This is a genomic window from Mesorhizobium sp. M0184 (assembly GCF_040322215.1).
Classification (GTDB): domain Bacteria; phylum Pseudomonadota; class Alphaproteobacteria; order Rhizobiales; family Rhizobiaceae; genus Mesorhizobium.
On sequence record NZ_JAMYSZ010000022.1, the window covers coordinates 12,953 to 29,116 of the forward strand.

The following is a 16,164-nucleotide window of genomic DNA, read 5'->3' on the forward strand; positions in this document are numbered from 1 at the left end:
TCCCCCACTCAGATCCGGTGTTTTTCGGACACGGCTTCAAGTTCGCCTTCCCTGGACGAGGTCAGCATCTCTTCGGCATAGGTCGTGTCGATCTTGAACCAGTCGTAGAGCATCCACAGCGCGAGCACGATCGAGATGCCCCAGCATGCGTAAGAGAGTGCCACCCACATGACGATGCTTCCTATCTATTTGTCGCCGAACTTTTCGTCGATGACGTCGCGGTATTCGCGGTCCGATGCGCGGAACAGAAAGATGAAATAGCCGATCAGCACTGCCGCCATGATGATCAGCGTCGGCCAGTCGATGATGTAGTGGAACCGGTTCTGGATGACGTCGTGCGCGGTTTCCGGCGTGTAGCCGAGCTTTTCCCAGATCGAGGCCATGGTCGGGTTTTGGCCGAGCGCTTCCCACGTCTTGGCGTCGAGCGCGTCGATGGATTTTGCCGCCCCTGCCAGCCCTAGTTTCAGCGGCAGCCACAGCGCGACGAAAATCGCGACCACGACGACGGCGATATCGAAAACCTGTCCGGCCTTGCTCTGTTCGGGCGGTGTATAGCGGGCCATGCGTCTCCCCTCAGGACTTGCGGTTGCGGTAGGCGTCGGCATTCTTGATGTCGAGGCCGTAGATGAAGTCCTTGTCTTCCTTGTAGTGGTTGACCATCGCCAGGATCGCGGCCGTGTTGAAGATCAGCACGGCGGCGGCGGCGACCGCGACGACGAGCTTGATGCCTGCGTCGGGGACGTATGGCCATGTCATGAACAGGACAAAGAGGATCGTCGCCCACAGGCAGACGATCAGGAGCATGGATCCACGCACGTCGGAACGGTACAACGCTTCCACGCGCTGTTGCAGGTCGGACATCGGCTTTCCCCTTTTTCAACGCCGGTCCGGATTGGCCGGTCATTGCCCTCTTTCAAGAGAGTGAAATTTTTTTCATAAAATCCAGCCGAATTCTGGAATTGTCAAGACGATTTTACGCGACGTTAACCGTTTGTTTGGGCCCGCCGGATTTGCCTGACAATGAAATTATTTGCTTACGGGTATTGCAGGCTCCCGGCGTTTGCGATCAATATTCAAGGCAACGCTCCCGCCTGTGTGCAGGGAGCAGGGGAAAGCAAAAACGTTTCTTTCGAACGGAGGACAGCGGATGACGGCATCCTGGAGATTTTCGACGCTTGCGGATCGCCATCGCGCGCTCGGCTCGAAGCTCGAGGACTGGAGCGGCATGGGCACCGCCTGGACCTACGACAAGGACGCCGACGAAGAGTATATCGCCATCCGCACCAAGGCCGGCCTGATGGACGTGTCCGGCTTGAAGAAGGTCCACATCACCGGGCCGCACGCCTCGCACCTGATCGATCTGGCGACGACGCGCGACGTCGAAAAGATCTATCCCGGCAAGTCGGCCTATGCCTGCATGCTTAACGAGGCCGGCAAGTTCACCGACGACTGCATTCTCTACCGCACCGGCCCGAATTCCTGGATGGTCGTGCATGGCTCGGGCACCGGCCATGAAGAGCTGCAGCGCGCTTCCGTCGGTCGCGACGTGTCGCTGCGCTTCGATGACAATCTGCACGACCTTTCGCTGCAGGGGCCGCTAGCCGTGGATTATCTGGCAAAGCATGTGCCCGGCATTCGCGACCTCAACTATTTCCATCACATGCAGACGCAGTTGTTCGGCTTTCCGGTGATGATCTCGCGCACCGGCTACACCGGCGAGCGCGGCTACGAGACCTTCTGCCGTGGCCAGGACGCCGGAACGATCTGGGACAGGATCCTCGACGAGGGCAAGAGCGCCGGCATCATCCCGTGCCGCTTCACCACGCTCGACATGCTGCGCGTCGAGAGCTACCTGCTGTTTTACCCGTACGACAATTCGCAGAAATACCCGTTTGAGAACGAAGGCCCGGGCGACACGCTGTGGGAACTTGGTCTCGACTTCACCGTCAGCCCCGGCAAGACGGGCTTTCGCGGCGCCGAGGAGCATTACCGCCTCAAGGGCAAGGAGCGCTTCAAGATCTTCGGCGTGCTGCTCGAAGGCAAGGAGCCGGCCGACGAGGGCGCACCGGTCTATCGCGACGGCAAAAAGGTCGGCGTGGTGACCTGCGCCATGTATTCGCCGCTGGTCAAAAAATCGATGGGCATTGCCCGGCTCGACGTCGACTGCGCGGTGCAGGGCACCAGACTCGAGATCCGCAACAAGAGCGGCGCCATCAGCGCAATCGCCGAGCCGCTTCCTTTCGACGATCCGAAGAAGACCAAGCGCACGGCGAAAGGCTGAGGCATACTGCGGGTATGGCAGCGAAAAGCATCATCAGCCGGCCGGTCTATGGGACCCTGTCTCCGCAGCCCGGCAAGCATCATCTTTTCATAGCGGATGCAGAAGGAGCGCTGGCGATTGCCGATCTGGCCGCCAAGGCACCGGCGGATTTCTTCGGCGGCGCCCACATCATCTTCATTCCCGGCCGCGACGGCAAATACGCCGATGCGCTCGAAGCCCTGAAGCCGGCGCAGTTCTACCTCGGCCATTCCTTTGCCAGCGCCCTGCCGCGGCTGAAGCAGACGCTGGCCAACGCGCATATGGGCCTCAGGCTCTATCTCGCCGGCACCGAGGGGCTGATCGGCCAGGCCATGCAGGCGGCGCTCGAAGCCGGCATCGACCACACCTCGATCCAGACCGAGCATCGCGGCTCGCAGGCGCGCCGCATGCAGTGCGTCCATTGCAAGGGCATCACCGAGAACGTGACGACGCAGCCGGCAACCTGTTCGCATTGCGGCCTCTTGCTTCTGGTGCGCGACCACTATTCGCGGCGCCTCGCCGCCTTCCAGGGCGTCTGCATCAATGCCGAGGACCGCAGCGAAATTCCTCCGATCGAGGAGGTCTTTCGATGAGCACCGGCACCACCAAGCTCGATGTCGTCGTCAGCGATGTCGTCCCGGTCAACGAGCTGGTGACGCGCTTTCATTTCCGCAGGCGCGACGGCGAGCTTTTGCCGACCTTTTCCGGCGGCGCCCATGTCGTCGTCGAGATGCGCGATGGCGAACGCACCAGGCTCAATCCCTATTCGCTGATGGGCTCGCCGCTCGACACCCGCGAATACACCATCTCGGTGCGCCGCGACGACGCCGGCCGCGGCGGCTCGCTGTTCATGCACAGGCAGGTCAGGCCGGGCACGGAGATGGTGGTCAGCTATCCCGTCAACCTGTTCTCGCTCGATCTGCGCGCCAGGAAACATCTGATGCTGGCCGGCGGCATCGGCATCACCCCGTTCATGGCGCAGACCGCGCAGCTGGCGGCGGAAGGCGGCAATTTCGAATTGCATTACACCTGCCGCACCGCCTCGCTCGGCACCTATGCCGACCTGCTGAGAGAGCGCTACGACCGCCGGGTCAGGCTCTATCACGACGACCGCGACGAGCGCGTCGATCTCGGCCGGCTGCTGTCGTCGCAGCCGCTCGGCACGCATCTCTATGTCTGCGGCCCGTCCGGCATGATCGGCTGGGTGCGCGAGCGTGCCGCCGCCCTCGGCTGGCCTCCGGAGACCGTGCATTTCGAGCATTTCGCGGCCCCGCAGCCCGGCGCCCCCTTCGACGTGACGCTGGCGCTCAGCGGCAAGACCATCCGTGTCGACGAGCAGCAGAGCCTGCTCGAGGCGATCGAGGCGGCCGGCGTCGATCCGCCCTATCTCTGCCGCGGCGGCGTCTGCGGCCAGTGCGAGACCAACGTCATTTCGCATGACGGCAAATTCATCCACAACGACCACTGGCTGAGCGAGGAAGACCACCGTTCGGGCTGCAAGATCATGCCCTGCGTCTCGCGCTTCGAGGGCAGGTCGCTGGTGCTGGAAAGATAGGAGGCGAGCTTGGGCATCACCTTTCGCAAGGAAACGTTCCGCGACGACTTTACCTTCAGGAACAGCCCCGAGCACATCAGGCGGTTCCCGTTCCCGTTCCATGAAGACAGCTACATGTATGCCGTCAACATCGAGCCGCATGTCGTCGGGCCGAAGGGCAGCGTGCTGGAGAATTTGATCGACGTCGACGAGCACTATGTCGCCGAGATGCAGGACCGCGCTTTGGTGCTGGCCGAGGATCCGCTGCGCTGCCAGTCGCTGCCGCACATGACGCTGGCCGGCTGGGATCTGCTCGAGCTTTTGATGGAGCAGCAGGCGCTGGGCTATCCCGAGCATTTCACGCTGACGCGCGATGGCGACCGCTGGCGCTGGATCAACCGGCCGCTTGGCATCGACGACAGCTTCACCTTTGGCGATGTCTCGACGCTGCCCTATGGGCCGATGGAATACATCACCCGCCAGAGCCAGGGCGATTTCTGCATCCTCGACCAGCGCGACGGCAACCTGTGGATGGATGCCGGCATGGTCACCACCCAGGCCGACTGGTCGCTCGATTTCGACATCGGCATGAACTTCTTCGAATGGCACGCGCCGGTGCCGCTGGCGCATGAGAAGGGCATATTTGTCCGGGCGCTGAAATTCCTCACCAACATCCAGCAGGGCAAACCCGCACGCCGGCTGAACTGGACGATGACCATCAATCCGCGCCTCGATACCAGCCCGGAAAATTACCACAAATGGGGTCCGGACCGCGCCACGGTGACGCCGGAAAACGTCGGCGACAAGGTTCATCTGCGCGTCGAGCTGCAGAGCTTCTGGCGGCTGCCGCGCTCGAATGCGATCGTCTTCCCGATCCGCTGCTATCTGATCAAGATGGACGAGCTGGTGACGCAGCCGAAATGGGCAAGGCGGCTGCACCGCGTCATCCGCGACCTGCCAGACGAGCTCGCCGCCTACAAGGGCCTGACGCGCTACCGCGCGACGCTGGTCGAGTGGCTGTCGAAGTTGGATGACGGCAGTGCGACGTCGGTCGATTTTGGGCCTGATTGAGTTTTTCCTGCTGATATTTGCGCTGCCCTCTCAAGCTGCCAATCTCCCCCCAAGAGGGGGAGATGCCCGGCAGGGCAGAGGGGGGCGCCGTAGAGCGCCGGCCTTCCCACAATGCCCACTCCACCGCTTCGGCGAAGATCACGACGCGCCAGCCAGCCCAGCCACAATCACGATATGCTGGCAGACATTGTCGATAATCGCGAATGACGTCGCGGTTCGCCCCCTCTGTCCTGCCGGACATCTCCCCCTCAAGGGGGGAGATTGGATTTCACTTCGGCTTTCGCCAATCGCCAACGCTGCAAAAGAGGCGTCGTCGGCGAAGCTGCCGATCTCCCCCCACGAGGTCCCACGAGGGGGAGATCGAACTCTCACCCCGCGCTTTGCGGGTAGCAGATGATCGACAGATAGCGCATCGGCAGAACGCTCAGCACTTCCGGTCCGTGCGGCGCATCGGCGTCGAAGAACAGGCTGTCGCCGGGCTTCATCGGGTAGAGATTGCTGCCGTGCCGGTAAACCACCTCGCCCTCGAGCATATAGAGGAATTCCATGCCCTCGTGCTGGAAGGTCGGAAACACGTCGGAATCCTCGGTCAGCGTGATCAGATAGGGTTCCACGACGACGCCGCTGGTGTTGGAGCCGATATGGCCGAGCAGATTGTACTGGTGGCCGGCGCGCGTGCCGCGGCGTTCGACGTCGAGGCCTTCGCCGGCCTTGACGAAGACGGCACTGCGCTCTTCCTCGAAGCGGCGGAAGAATGCGGTGACGGGAACGCCGAGTGCCCGCGACAGCGCCTGCAACGTGGTCAGCGACGGCGAGGTGATGCCGTTCTCGATCTTCGACAGCATGCCAAGCGAAATGTCGGTGGCGGCAGCCAGATCGGCGACGGTGATGCCGAGCTTCTTGCGGAATGCCCGCACCTCGCGGCCGATCGCGACCTCCAGCACTTTTTCGCGGGTGTCGCGAATGGCGTGCGGGTTCTGGGTGAGCGGCGCGCGTATCTTGCGCGGATCGATTGCAGCGACCGACGGCTTGGCTTTGGCGGCGACGACGGCCGCAGCGGGCTTTAGACTGGATGCTTTTTTCGCCATGTTGCCACCCCGGACCTTGCCGATTCATTTCACTCACGGTGAACATATTCGGTGCCGATACAGAAGCGCAACTGCCACGGCAAGCCACCCGTGTCGAATTGCGCAATGTCCGGATTTCGCCCGAGCTACTGCGTCGCTTGGAAATCCAGCTGGGCGAAGCGCGGTTTCGCGACAAGCCCTGTTGACAGCATCGAAGGGGCAATTACTGTCCTGTCAGTGAAATTTGTTTCGTTAGGGAAATGAGATCGGGAGGCCCGCAATGAAAGATCGTGTTGCCGTCATCGGAGCCGGGCCGTCCGGCATGGCCCAGCTCAGGGCCTTCAAGTCGGCCGCCGACAAGGGCGCCGATATTCCCGAGATCGTCTGCTTCGAAAAGCAGTCCGACTGGGGCGGCCTGTGGAACTACACCTGGCGCACCGGCCTCGACGAGCACGGCGATCCGGTGCACGGCTCGATGTACCGCTATCTCTGGTCGAACGGGCCGAAGGAATGCCTCGAATTCGCCGACTATACCTTCGAGGAGCATTTCGGCCGGCCGATCGGCTCCTATCCGCCACGCGCCGTGCTGTGGGACTACATCAAGGGCCGCGTCGAAAAATCCGGCGTGCGCCAATGGGTGCGCTTCAACAGCCCGGTGCGCATGGTCACCTTCTCCGAAACAACAAAAAAATTCACCGTCACCGCGCATGACCGCACCAGCGACGTCACCTATTCGGAAGAGTTCGACAATGTCGTCGTCGCTTCGGGGCATTTCTCCGTGCCCAACGTTCCCTATTTCGAGGGCTTTTCGACCTTCAACGGCCGTATCCTGCACAGCCACGATTTCCGCGACGCGATGGAATTCAAGGGCAAGGACATTTTGATCATCGGCCGTTCCTATTCGGCCGAGGACATCGGCTCGCAATGCTACAAATACGGCGCCAGATCGATCACCTCCAGCTACCGCTCGAAGCCGATGGGCTTCAAATGGCCGGAGAACTGGAAGGAAGTGCCGCTGCTGCAGAGGGTCGTCGGCAAGACGGCGCATTTCAAGGACGGCAGCACCAAAGACGTCGACGCCATCATCCTGTGCACCGGCTACCTCCATTCCTTCCCGTTCCTCACCGAGGATTTGAAGCTGAAGACCGCCAACCGTATGTGGCCGGACGGGCTCTACGAGGGCGTCGTCTGGGAGAAAAACCCGAAGCTGTCCTATATCGGCATGCAGGACCAGTTCTACACCTTCAACATGTTCGACGCGCAGGCCTGGTTCGCCCGCGACGTCATCATGGGCCGCATCAAGCTGCCATCGGCCGAAGCGATGGCCGAGCACGGCCGGAAATGGCGGGCACGTGAAGAAACACTTGAAGACGCCGAGCAGATGATCTGGTTCCAGGGCGACTACACCGGGGAGCTGATGGAGCAGACCGATTATCCGGGCTTCGATGTCGAGGCTGTCAATCAGACCTTCATGGAGTGGGAGCACCACAAGGCGCAAGACATTATGGGCTTCCGTGACCATTCCTATCGCTCGCTGATGACCGGCACGATGGCGCCGCTGCACCATACGCCCTGGCTGCAGGCGATGGACGATTCAATGGAGAGCTATCTCGAGGTGAAGGGCGTCGCGGCGGAGTAGGCAGTCCGAACGGCGATTGACTTGCCTCAGACAATTTCCCGCGCCGGGTCGGCTGCCAGCGCCAGGGAATTTGCGACGTGCTCGAGGTGCTCCTCGTCCAGAATGCTGGTCGCGACGCGGACAGCGTTCGTTTTTCCCGTCGAAAACTTCGCTCCGGCATGGACCGCGATGCCGTGTGCGGCCAGCTGGGCGTCGACCGAAAACATTATCCCGACAACTGTTGTCGACGGGGGGCCGATCGGCACTCCCGCCGCAACAAGCCTCATGTGGTTTTCTCGCGGCCGGGCCGATTTAGGGTGCTCGCGTATGTGTGAATCTTCGCGATATGGGCGAGCACCTCGGCCTTGCTTGGCCCGCGAGCTATGACAGCCCAGTCGGTTGAGGACGGGCGGGTATCCTTTCCAAATGAACGAGACATGGTCTGATCTCCTGTGGTTTCGGTTGCGAAGCGTTCTCGGCGCTTACGGGAGATCGCACCGCGCGAGGAAGCAAAGCGTTTGAAGGCCCGCCGTTTCGCTGATTGCGGATCTGGCGCTGTTCACGACTGGTTGACGCAAAAAAACCTCTCGTTTTCCCACTGTTGTTCCCACTGCACGTCAAACGCTGCCGGCCGAGGTTTAGCCGTCCGGGGCGATCCCGGTCGCGCAATATCCGAACCCAGGAGTGAATGACATGCAGGACGATACAATGGTCATGGAAAAGGCTTCCGTTAAGAAGGCGTCGCGAGAGCCGAGGAACGGCGTCAATACGCCCACCCTTCTGGCCACCATCAATGCCGTCGCGGGCCAGCCGGAGCTTGCCAAGTTCCAGTTCCGGGCCAAGAGCCGCTGGATCACCGGCACGCACAGCCGCAGCACGATGGCCAACTTCTTCGGCGCCGGCGCCGAGCAGCCGCATGTGACGGCATACCAGGCCGACAGCGATCATCCGGCGGTCCTGTGCGGCACAGATAACGGCCCGACGCCGGTCGAATACCTCCTCCACGCGCTTGCTTCCTGCCTCACCGCGGGCATCGCGAATATCGCGGCCGCGCGCGGCGTGACGCTGCATGAGGTGGAATCGACCGTCGAAGGCGACATCGACCTTCGCGGCATCCTCGGCATCTCTAACGAAGTCCGCAACGGCTACCAGGGCATCCGTATCTCCTTCAAGATCAAGGGCGATGCTCCGGCTGAGAAGCTCGAGGAAATCGTGATGCAGTCGCGCGCCCGTTCCGCGGTGTTCGACGTACTGACCAACGGCGTGCCGGTCTCGGTTGCCGTGAAAGGCTGACTTCGGTCCGCAAGAGCAATATCGCCGGCCTCGTCCTGAAAAGGATGGCGCCGGCGATCTGTTGCCCCTGCTTACAAGGCGCGGATTCCATGCAGCATACAGACGTGGCCATTATCGGCGCCGGACAGGCGGGTCTCGCCATGAGCCGGTGCCTGTCCGAGCGCGGGGTCTACCACGTCGTGCTGGAGCGCGGCCGCATCGCCGAGCGCTGGCGCAGCGAACGGTGGGATTCGCTGCGCCTGCTGACGCCCAACTGGATGACGCGCCTGCCCGGCGGCGGTTATCGCGGAGCCAATCCCGACGGCTTCATGACAATGGCCGAGACCGTCGGGTTCCTGAAGGATTACGCGTGCTCGATCACCGCGCCCGTAGCAAACGGCGTTGAGGTGCTTTCGGCCGAAAGGGTCGATGGAGGTTTCCGGCTGCTGACCGATCGCGGCCAATGGAGCGTGCGTGCGATCGTGGTCGGGACCGGATACAGCGACCGGCCACACATTCCGACAATGGCAAAGCAGATCTCCTCTCGGATCAGGCAGGTCGTGCCGCGGGACTATCGCAATCCTCAGCAACTGCCCCAGGGTGGCGTTCTCGTGGCCGGGGCCTCGGCGACCGGCATACAACTTGCGGAGGAGATCAATCGCTCCGGGCGCCCGGTGACCCTGTCGGTCGGCAGTCATACACGCCTACCGAGGCTTTACCGCGGGCACGACATCCTGTGGTGGCTCGACCGGCTGGGAATGCTTGCCAAGCCTGTCGCTGAAGTTCCGGATCTCACCGCGGCACGGCGGCAGCCCTCCCTGCAGCTGATAGGCACACCCGAGCGCAGGACGCTCGACCTTGCCGGTCTTCGGGAGCAAGGCATTCGTCTTGTCGGTCGAGCGGCTGCCGCCTGCGATACACGCATTCGGTTCAACGGCGATCTCGCCGAAACGACCATGGCGGCGGAACGCAGGCTGAGGCGCGTGCTGGCCAATATCGACCGCGCGGCCGCCGGCGATGGCCTCTACTCGATCGATCCCGGTTCCATTCCGAGCCTGATTCTGAGCGCCGAGGCGACCGAAATCGACCTCATCGACCAGGGTATCCAGACGATCATATGGGCTACCGGCTATCGCCGGGAATACCCATGGCTGAAGCTGGATGTGTTCGACGCCCGGGGCGAAATACTGAACGATGGCGGCGTCTGCGCGTATCCGGGACTCTACGTGCTCGGCCTCAATTTCATGCGCCATCGAAGCTCCAGCTTCCTCGACGGCGTCGGCCGCGATGCGGAGGCGCTGGCGGCTCACCTGGCAATGTTTCTCGACGTCTCCCGCCGAGCAGCGGCCTGACCGCCGAATACAACGCTAGCGCGGCAAAAATCGACGTTGCCTTCAACGATGAAGCTCACGGCGGACAACGACAAGGGCTCCACTGGCGCCGTAGTCAGCGCCCGCAACCATGGAGAAAATCAAAATGAGTGCAATGGTGAACCCATCCCTGTGCCTCACCAGAACGCGAGGTTTGCGCTGGGCTGGCGGAACAATGTTGGCCGCAGTCTGGCGTTTCATTCGTATCCAACGGGACCGTAGACAGCTTTATGAGTTGCCGGACTACATCTTGCGCGACATCGGCATCACCCGCTTCGAGATCAACTGGATCACTTCGTTTGCCGGGCGTGATCCCAGCCGCCGCACGCGTTTTTTGAGGGGGGAGGAGGGCGGGGCTCGATGATTGCCGCATCGACGTCCCACGTCTCGCATAGGGCGTGCCAGGCACCGCTTGTGATCGCCCTGCACTGCTCAGGCGGCAGCGGACGGCAATGGCGCAGCCTGGCGGAGCGGCTCGATGACAGCTACCGGCTCATCGCACCCGATCTGATCGGGGCGCCGGGCGGCGGCACCTGGACTGGTACCGGCGCTTTCCGTCTGGCCGACGAAGCCGCCGGTATCCTGGAGATGATCGACCACCATGACGGGCCTGTGCATCTTGTTGGCCATTCCTATGGTGGTGGATTGGCCCTGCATATAGCGGCGATGCGTCCAGACCGGCTGGCCAGCCTCTCCCTTTATGAGCCGTCTGCCTTTCACCTGCTGCGCGAGCTGGACTGTGAGGGCCACGAGGCGCTCGGCGATGTCTTGGCGATCGCAGGCACCGTCCATGACGGCCTGATCAATGGCAGTTACCTGACCGCGACAGCTCATTTCATCGACTACTGGGGTGGGGCCGGCATCTTCGCCGCGATGAAGCCGGAACTTCAGGCTGCACTCGTGCGGTTTCTGCCGAAGGCCAGCCTGGACTTCCACGCATTGATCCATGAATCGACGCCAGCAAGCGAATATGCCCGATTTGGCTTTCCGGTCTTGGTATTGCGCGGCGAATTTGCACCAGTTCCGACGCGGCTCATCGCCCGCGAACTCGTTTCCCGCGTTCCGGCCGCAATCGGGGTGATTGTTCCTGGCGCCGGACATATGGGACCGCTGACCCACGCAGACGTGGTGGCGGATCGTTTGGTCCGGCAGATATCGTTCCATGACACCGCAGCATCGCGAGCTGCGTGACCGCGGCTTGCTTGCCCTACAGGCAGCGCAAACCTTCGAAGCAGATCCCTGGATGCTGAGGGATCACGCGGTGACGGCCATGGGAACGCGATCGGGCAGGACACTTCCGGCCGGCTCTTCCGTGCCGGAGAAATCCTCCCGCATCTTCATTTCTGTGTAGAGCTTGGCCGCTTGCGCGAGAGTGGCATCCGCGCCAGCGATCTTGCCGCGCCGCTTCGCAAGCCCGAGAGCTAGCAAGGAGCGGGCAAGCTCTGGCCGCAGCTCAACCCGCCTGGCAAGGCTGCAGGCCTGTTCGAGCCAGCTAATGGCCGATCTGGAAGGCTTCAGCTCGGCAAGGCCACGCAGTACGATGATCTCGCTCCACGGGTCGCCGCGTCCCCGCGCAAGCTCGAGCGCATGGCCGAGATTGGCCGCAGCTTCCGGCTCACAGAGGCGCGCACGCACGCATGCGAGCACCGCGCGCGCGTGACATTCGAACTGGGCAAGATCGAGCCGCTCAGACTCGGTCACCGCCATTTCCAAGGTGGCGCCCGCGTCGTGGTTGCGGCCTAGCAGGAATTCCGCATGCCCGAGCACCGTCAAAAGCCATGGCCGGAGTAGGATAGATGCGCTGGTCGCGGCTTCGGAGGACCACAATTGCAGCGCCTCGACAAGCGCCGGCTCGGGCCCGCGCAGGACGCCCACCACACCGGTGAAATAGGCGGCCGCGCAGCTGTCGATCGGGCGCGCCACTTCGGCGGCGACCTTCTGCAGCTCGGCAAGCGAACGTTCCGCATCGTCGAACCGGCCAAGGCGCGCTTCCGCCTGCGCGCGGTGCCCCAGGTACCAAACCGCACGCGCACCGAGCTGTCCGAAACGTTCCAGACGCCAAGCTTTGGTGAATCTCTCCTCATGCGGAACAAGCCGCTCCAGCACCTGCCGCGCCTCGCTGCGGATCAGAAGCGCCTGTGAGGCGGCCAGATCCGACTCGCTTATGCAGCGCTGCACGCCATTTGCCGTCGCGCCGCGCTTGAGTGTGTCGGCCGGTTCCAGCGCCTCCTCGTAGCGGCCATGGGAGCTGTTGAGATAGCTCAAGTGAAGCAACACGTCGGAGATGAGTTGCGGATCGCCCAGTTCCATGGCCAGTTCGCGCGCTTCCAATAGCTGCGGCAGCGCCTTCCGATAGGCACCCAGGGCGCCGTAGGCGGGCCGCATCCGCACCCGCAGGTTGATCGCCTGGGCGAGGGTTTTCGGATTTCGGGGCAGCGCGGCGACTGCTTTGCGGGCGTTTTCGAGGAACTGGACCGCGGCGGAATAAGCCGAGCGTTCCTCAGCCCGACCCGCCGCTTGCAGCAGATAATCCGCGGCCGGTTCCCATGCCTCGGCACGAAGCGCGTGTTCGGCCAGTTCCTCGATATGGTGGTTCAGCGATCCGGCATAGAGTCTGTCCATCGCAACCAATGCAGCCCGATGCAGCCTTTTTCGGTCCTCCGCCAGGAGGGATTCGTAGGTCACCTTGAGCGTCAACGCGTGCTTGAACGTATACTCCACGTGAGGATAGCTCTGGACCTCGAACAGGAATTCCAAACTCTGCAGTTTGGCCAGGCATACCCCCAGCTCCGCCTCCGAGAGCGGCGAGAGCGCCCTCAGCAGGGGATACGGAACATTCTTGCCGATAACCGAAGCGAGTTGGAGTGCCTGCCTTTCCGAGTCACCCAGCTGCTGGATACGTGCGGCGATGAGCGATTGAACCGTCGACGGGATGGTGATGGAATCCACTGGCCTCTTGAGCTCGTAGCGGCCGGACTGGCCGGCAAGTGCACCGTCCGCAACCAGTCCGCGCACCATTTCTTCCAGGAATAGCGGCGTGCCCTCGGCCCGCTCGGCAAGCGATTGCCGCAGTTCCCCCAAGCTGGGATCGGATCCCAGCAATTCGGTGAGGAACTGCTCCATTTCGTCCCGCGCGAACCGCTCCAACCTTATCTGCTGGAAATAGCCGCGGCGGTTCCATTCGTGCCGGTACTGCGGCCTGTAGGTGGCGAGCAGCATGATGCGGTTGGCGCCCATGACCTCGACCAGCCTGTTCATTACGGCCTCGCTCTCGGCATCGATCCAGTGCAGATCCTCGATAAGCACGGCTACGGGCGCGGCTCGGCTCAAGGCAACGAGAAAAGCGCTCATCGCCTCCGATACCCGTGAGGTCCGCTCCCGCGCATCGAGATGCCACCAGCAAGAATCGTCGACCGGCAGGTCCGCGAGGAAGGAAAGCGGCGCCGTATGACTTGGATCCAGGTCCAGTTCAGCCCGTTTGAAGGCAAACAGGCGCTGGGCTTCCGCCAAGCCGTCTTCGCCACGAATGCCACAAGCCGAGAGCAGCAGCTTCTTTACAGCACCCAGAGTAACTGATGAATCAAACTCCAGACCGCCACATTCAAGCACAGTAAAACCGGCCACCTCGTCGAGGGAGAGAAATTCATGGGCGAGCCTCGACTTGCCCATGCCGGCGTCGGCGACGATCCCGGCGACCTGGCCGTGGCCCTCCCTGACCCGGCGCCAGGTTGCAAGCAGGATTTTCAGCTCGAGCTCGCGCGCCACCAGTCCGGTGAGGCCGCGGTTGGCCCTCAGGTGCCAGCGCGACAAAGCGTGATTTTCGCCCAACAGCTCGTAAATGCGTTCCTCGTGGCCAAGTTGCGGATGCTCCGAATGCGCTAAGCGGTGCATCTGCACATAGCCCCCGGCGGCTGCGCGCGCCCGGCCTGTCGCGGCGATCGTCGCACGGTGCAAGGCACGCATCAGCCGGTTGGCCGCACGCGGCGCGGCTCCGGCCAGTTCAACCTTGCTGGCTTTGGTCGTCCATTGCTGCCGCACGATCACCTCGCCGGTGTCTATTCCGGCCCTCAACTGGATCCCGCCCTGAGAAAGCTCCTCCACTGCCAGCTTGGCCGCGAGCGCGGCGCGGCATGCAAGATAAGCGTGATCCTCGGTGGCGCGAGCGAGACCGAATGCTGCGGTGATTGTCCCGTCAGCAGCCGACGTGACGACGCCGCCATGGCTCTCCACGACTTCTATCACCCGATCCTCGACGGGCTGGAATTCGCGGATCGCCACTTCCGGATCCTCCGTTTCGAGGAGATGCATGGGACTGACCACTTCCGCGGCCAGCACTGTTATGTATTGCCGAGAGCGGTTGATTCCCAAGGACGCCGGAGGGCCTGCCAGTTGCTGCGTCTGTTCGGGGTCGGCAAGGAAACGACGCGTTTCGTCGACGAAGGTCGCGAATGCCGGTTCGTGGCCAAGCAGCACGTGGTTGACGCTGTCTAGCGCAACGAAACGCGCGCCGGGGATTTTGCCGGCCATCGCCTGGCCATGATCGAATGGAATGACCGCGTCCCCCGTGGCATGCATCACCAGGGTCGGGACGCGGACCCGCGGTAACAGCTCGTCCACGTCGATGACGGCGCCTTCCTCGAAAATGCGATGGGCAATTTCCGGCGAGACGGTATTGCGTTGCAGCTCGTTGTACCAATTCCTCTGTTCCGGCGTTGCTTCCGGAATGAAGAGGGAGGTGAACATTTGCCGGAACACCGGGTCGTCTTGGCCCCAGCCTTCCTGTATCAGCGCTCCCATCGCTTCGCGGCGCGCTATTTCGCGCTGATTGCCCCGTTTGCGCCAACCTTTGGTAAATCCGCCATACAGCACCATCCCCGCCACGCGCTCTGGATGCCGGACGGCGTAGGCTATCGAAACGGCGCACCCCTGGGAAATGCCAAGCAGGGAAACGCGGCGCAGACCAGCGGCATCGATGATGCTCTCCAGGTCGGCAACCATGGCCTCGAAGGACAGGTCGGCGGGATACCGGTCCGACAGGCCGTTGCCGCGCTGGTCGTAACGTATCAGCTGGTAGTGCGCGGAGAGGCCCTCGATCCAATGCTTCCAGACCGGACTGTCCCATTCGAGCTCGAGATGGGACATCCAGTGGGCGGCCCTTACCAAAGGCGGGCCTTGACCACTCAAGGAATAGGCCAGGCGCGCGCCATCGGGCGTCGTGCACCGGCGAATCTCCTGCGCAAGGATTCGCTCCGGCGGAGAGGCAAGCTGTATCTCCGACGCAGGCAAAACACGCGTCGGAGGGACGGTCTCAGCGGCGGGAGCGACCTCGATGTCGGTTCTCGAAGCGCGGCTTTGGACCATGGCGGATTGCCGTGCTGCCTCGCTCAGTCGGCGGATGTCCGCTCGAAGAGCCTCGTCCCCAGGCTCCAACCCGTCCAGGACATGCGCGTACGGAAGTGCCCGCGCCGGCTCAAGCCGGTCGACGAGCACCCGAAGGATGCGCAGATGCGTCACGTGCAGTTCGTCGGCGGTCGCAATGCGCCAGGCTTCGAATTCCGGACAGCGCGGCAGTGAAAGATCATCCAGGAAACGGCCGCGGAACGCTCCGGCGAGAGCCTCTAGTTTCTCCGGTTCGAGAGCCTCTATGTCACGACCGCCGAGGCCCCGGAGCGGCGCAATGTCCAGCACGACTTCGCTGGTGTTCAGACGAACTGCGTTCCGGTCGGCTTGCAGGATCTCGCCGTTCCCGAGGTCGACGACCTGTCGGATCTTCGAGAGACTCCAGCGCAGGGCGCCGCGAGGATCGTCCGGTACCTCCCAGAACATTTCGCAAAGCCGCTCGCGCCGCTGCGGGCGCTCTACGAGCGCAAGATAGGCCAGCAGCGCCCGCGTCTTTTTCGAAGGCGGCAAGGAAACGACCTCGCCAAGGCGAA

Annotated in this window: 15 protein-coding genes; 9 read left to right on the forward strand and 6 right to left on the reverse strand. The window is 62.7% G+C overall.

The annotated features are described in order from the left end of the window. Positions 1-8: 8 nt before the first annotated feature. From NKJ23_RS23455 to NKJ23_RS23465, 3 genes are read right to left on the reverse strand one after another with little or no spacing between them, the layout of a single operon-like run. Positions 9-170 carry a hypothetical protein gene (locus NKJ23_RS23455; RefSeq protein ID WP_352452522.1) on the reverse strand — a complete coding sequence of 54 codons (162 nt, stop codon included), beginning with the start codon at positions 168-170 and terminating at the stop codon, positions 9-11. 15 nt (positions 171-185) lie between these two features. Then, positions 186-563, reverse strand: a complete 378-nt coding sequence (locus NKJ23_RS23460; protein WP_352452523.1) for a hypothetical protein — start codon at positions 561-563, stop codon at positions 186-188. Between the two features lie 10 nt (positions 564-573). Beyond that, complete coding sequence (locus NKJ23_RS23465; protein ID WP_023673993.1) at positions 574-861, reverse strand: hypothetical protein; 288 nt, start codon at positions 859-861, stop codon at positions 574-576. Between the two features lie 286 nt (positions 862-1,147). Here NKJ23_RS23465 and NKJ23_RS23470 point away from each other — a divergent pair, with 286 nt between their 5' ends. Genes NKJ23_RS23470 through NKJ23_RS23485 form a run of 4 tightly spaced genes read left to right on the forward strand, consistent with a single transcriptional unit; the run spans position 1,148 to position 4,904 of the window. Further along, positions 1,148-2,281 (forward strand): aminomethyl transferase family protein, encoded by a 1,134-nt coding sequence (locus NKJ23_RS23470; RefSeq protein ID WP_352682699.1) that lies wholly within the window; start codon positions 1,148-1,150, stop codon positions 2,279-2,281. 14 nt (positions 2,282-2,295) lie between these two features. Beyond that, on the forward strand, positions 2,296-2,892 hold the full coding sequence (locus NKJ23_RS23475) for a dimethylamine monooxygenase subunit DmmA family protein (protein ID WP_352682701.1): 597 nt from the start codon (positions 2,296-2,298) through the stop codon (positions 2,890-2,892). Continuing rightward, on the forward strand, positions 2,889-3,854 hold the full coding sequence (locus tag NKJ23_RS23480) for a PDR/VanB family oxidoreductase (RefSeq protein ID WP_352682702.1): 966 nt from the start codon (positions 2,889-2,891) through the stop codon (positions 3,852-3,854). Before NKJ23_RS23475 ends, NKJ23_RS23480 begins: the two co-directional genes overlap by 4 nt. A 9-nt stretch (positions 3,855-3,863) precedes the next feature. Then, positions 3,864-4,904, forward strand: a complete 1,041-nt coding sequence (locus tag NKJ23_RS23485; RefSeq protein ID WP_352682704.1) for a heme-dependent oxidative N-demethylase family protein — start codon at positions 3,864-3,866, stop codon at positions 4,902-4,904. Between the two features lie 368 nt (positions 4,905-5,272). Here the strand turns inward: NKJ23_RS23485 and NKJ23_RS23490 are convergent, their stop codons facing one another. Next, the gene (locus NKJ23_RS23490; protein ID WP_352452528.1) at positions 5,273-5,992 is read right to left on the reverse strand and encodes a helix-turn-helix domain-containing protein; all 720 of its coding nucleotides are present in this window, start codon (positions 5,990-5,992) and stop codon (positions 5,273-5,275) included. A 259-nt stretch (positions 5,993-6,251) separates the two neighbouring features. On the opposite strand from NKJ23_RS23490, the gene NKJ23_RS23495 reads away from it, so the two are divergent. Beyond that, positions 6,252-7,610: a trimethylamine monooxygenase gene (locus NKJ23_RS23495; protein ID WP_352569371.1), complete on the forward strand. Its 1,359-nt coding sequence runs from the start codon at positions 6,252-6,254 to the stop codon at positions 7,608-7,610. Between the two features lie 26 nt (positions 7,611-7,636). Here the strand turns inward: NKJ23_RS23495 and NKJ23_RS23500 are convergent, their stop codons facing one another. After that, the gene (locus NKJ23_RS23500; RefSeq protein ID WP_352569372.1) at positions 7,637-7,816 is read right to left on the reverse strand and encodes a hypothetical protein; all 180 of its coding nucleotides are present in this window, start codon (positions 7,814-7,816) and stop codon (positions 7,637-7,639) included. A 481-nt stretch (positions 7,817-8,297) separates the two neighbouring features. Between NKJ23_RS23500 and NKJ23_RS23505 the strand changes: the two genes are divergently transcribed. The 4 genes from NKJ23_RS23505 to NKJ23_RS23520 all read left to right on the forward strand — a co-directional run bounded on the left by NKJ23_RS23505 (position 8,298) and on the right by NKJ23_RS23520 (position 11,422). Then, the gene (locus NKJ23_RS23505; protein ID WP_352590188.1) at positions 8,298-8,882 is read left to right on the forward strand and encodes an OsmC family protein; all 585 of its coding nucleotides are present in this window, start codon (positions 8,298-8,300) and stop codon (positions 8,880-8,882) included. Between the two features lie 89 nt (positions 8,883-8,971). Beyond that, the gene (locus NKJ23_RS23510) at positions 8,972-10,213 is read left to right on the forward strand and encodes an NAD(P)-binding domain-containing protein (protein ID WP_352682706.1); all 1,242 of its coding nucleotides are present in this window, start codon (positions 8,972-8,974) and stop codon (positions 10,211-10,213) included. Positions 10,214-10,337: 124 nt separating this feature from the next. Then, positions 10,338-10,595, forward strand: coding sequence for a YjiS-like domain-containing protein (locus tag NKJ23_RS23515; RefSeq protein WP_352682708.1), 258 nt, complete (start codon positions 10,338-10,340; stop codon positions 10,593-10,595). After that, positions 10,592-11,422, forward strand: coding sequence for an alpha/beta fold hydrolase (locus tag NKJ23_RS23520; protein WP_352682710.1), 831 nt, complete (start codon positions 10,592-10,594; stop codon positions 11,420-11,422). The genes NKJ23_RS23515 and NKJ23_RS23520 overlap by 4 nt, the downstream gene beginning before the upstream one ends. Positions 11,423-11,485: 63 nt before the next feature. Here the strand turns inward: NKJ23_RS23520 and NKJ23_RS23525 are convergent, their stop codons facing one another. Continuing rightward, the gene (locus NKJ23_RS23525; RefSeq protein WP_352682712.1) at positions 11,486-16,141 is read right to left on the reverse strand and encodes an alpha/beta fold hydrolase; all 4,656 of its coding nucleotides are present in this window, start codon (positions 16,139-16,141) and stop codon (positions 11,486-11,488) included. Positions 16,142-16,164: the final 23 nt, after the last annotated feature.

Excerpts from the sequence above, each read along its gene's own strand:
- NKJ23_RS23470 (WP_352682699.1), top strand. The coding sequence starts at position 1,148 with ATGACGGCATCCTGGAGATTTTCGACGCTTGCGGATCGCCATCGCGCG.
- NKJ23_RS23495 (WP_352569371.1), top strand. The coding sequence starts at position 6,252 with ATGAAAGATCGTGTTGCCGTCATCGGAGCCGGGCCGTCCGGCATGGCC.
- NKJ23_RS23460 (WP_352452523.1), bottom strand. The coding sequence starts at position 563 with ATGGCCCGCTATACACCGCCCGAACAGAGCAAGGCCGGACAGGTTTTC.
- NKJ23_RS23475 (WP_352682701.1), top strand. The coding sequence starts at position 2,296 with ATGGCAGCGAAAAGCATCATCAGCCGGCCGGTCTATGGGACCCTGTCT.
- NKJ23_RS23515 (WP_352682708.1), top strand. The coding sequence starts at position 10,338 with ATGAGTGCAATGGTGAACCCATCCCTGTGCCTCACCAGAACGCGAGGT.
- NKJ23_RS23465 (WP_023673993.1), bottom strand. The coding sequence starts at position 861 with ATGTCCGACCTGCAACAGCGCGTGGAAGCGTTGTACCGTTCCGACGTG.
- NKJ23_RS23505 (WP_352590188.1), top strand. The coding sequence starts at position 8,298 with ATGGTCATGGAAAAGGCTTCCGTTAAGAAGGCGTCGCGAGAGCCGAGG.
- NKJ23_RS23480 (WP_352682702.1), top strand. The coding sequence starts at position 2,889 with ATGAGCACCGGCACCACCAAGCTCGATGTCGTCGTCAGCGATGTCGTC.
- NKJ23_RS23455 (WP_352452522.1), bottom strand. The coding sequence starts at position 170 with ATGTGGGTGGCACTCTCTTACGCATGCTGGGGCATCTCGATCGTGCTC.
- NKJ23_RS23490 (WP_352452528.1), bottom strand. The coding sequence starts at position 5,992 with ATGGCGAAAAAAGCATCCAGTCTAAAGCCCGCTGCGGCCGTCGTCGCC.
- NKJ23_RS23500 (WP_352569372.1), bottom strand. The coding sequence starts at position 7,816 with ATGTTTTCGGTCGACGCCCAGCTGGCCGCACACGGCATCGCGGTCCAT.
- NKJ23_RS23520 (WP_352682710.1), top strand. The coding sequence starts at position 10,592 with ATGATTGCCGCATCGACGTCCCACGTCTCGCATAGGGCGTGCCAGGCA.
- NKJ23_RS23510 (WP_352682706.1), top strand. The coding sequence starts at position 8,972 with ATGCAGCATACAGACGTGGCCATTATCGGCGCCGGACAGGCGGGTCTC.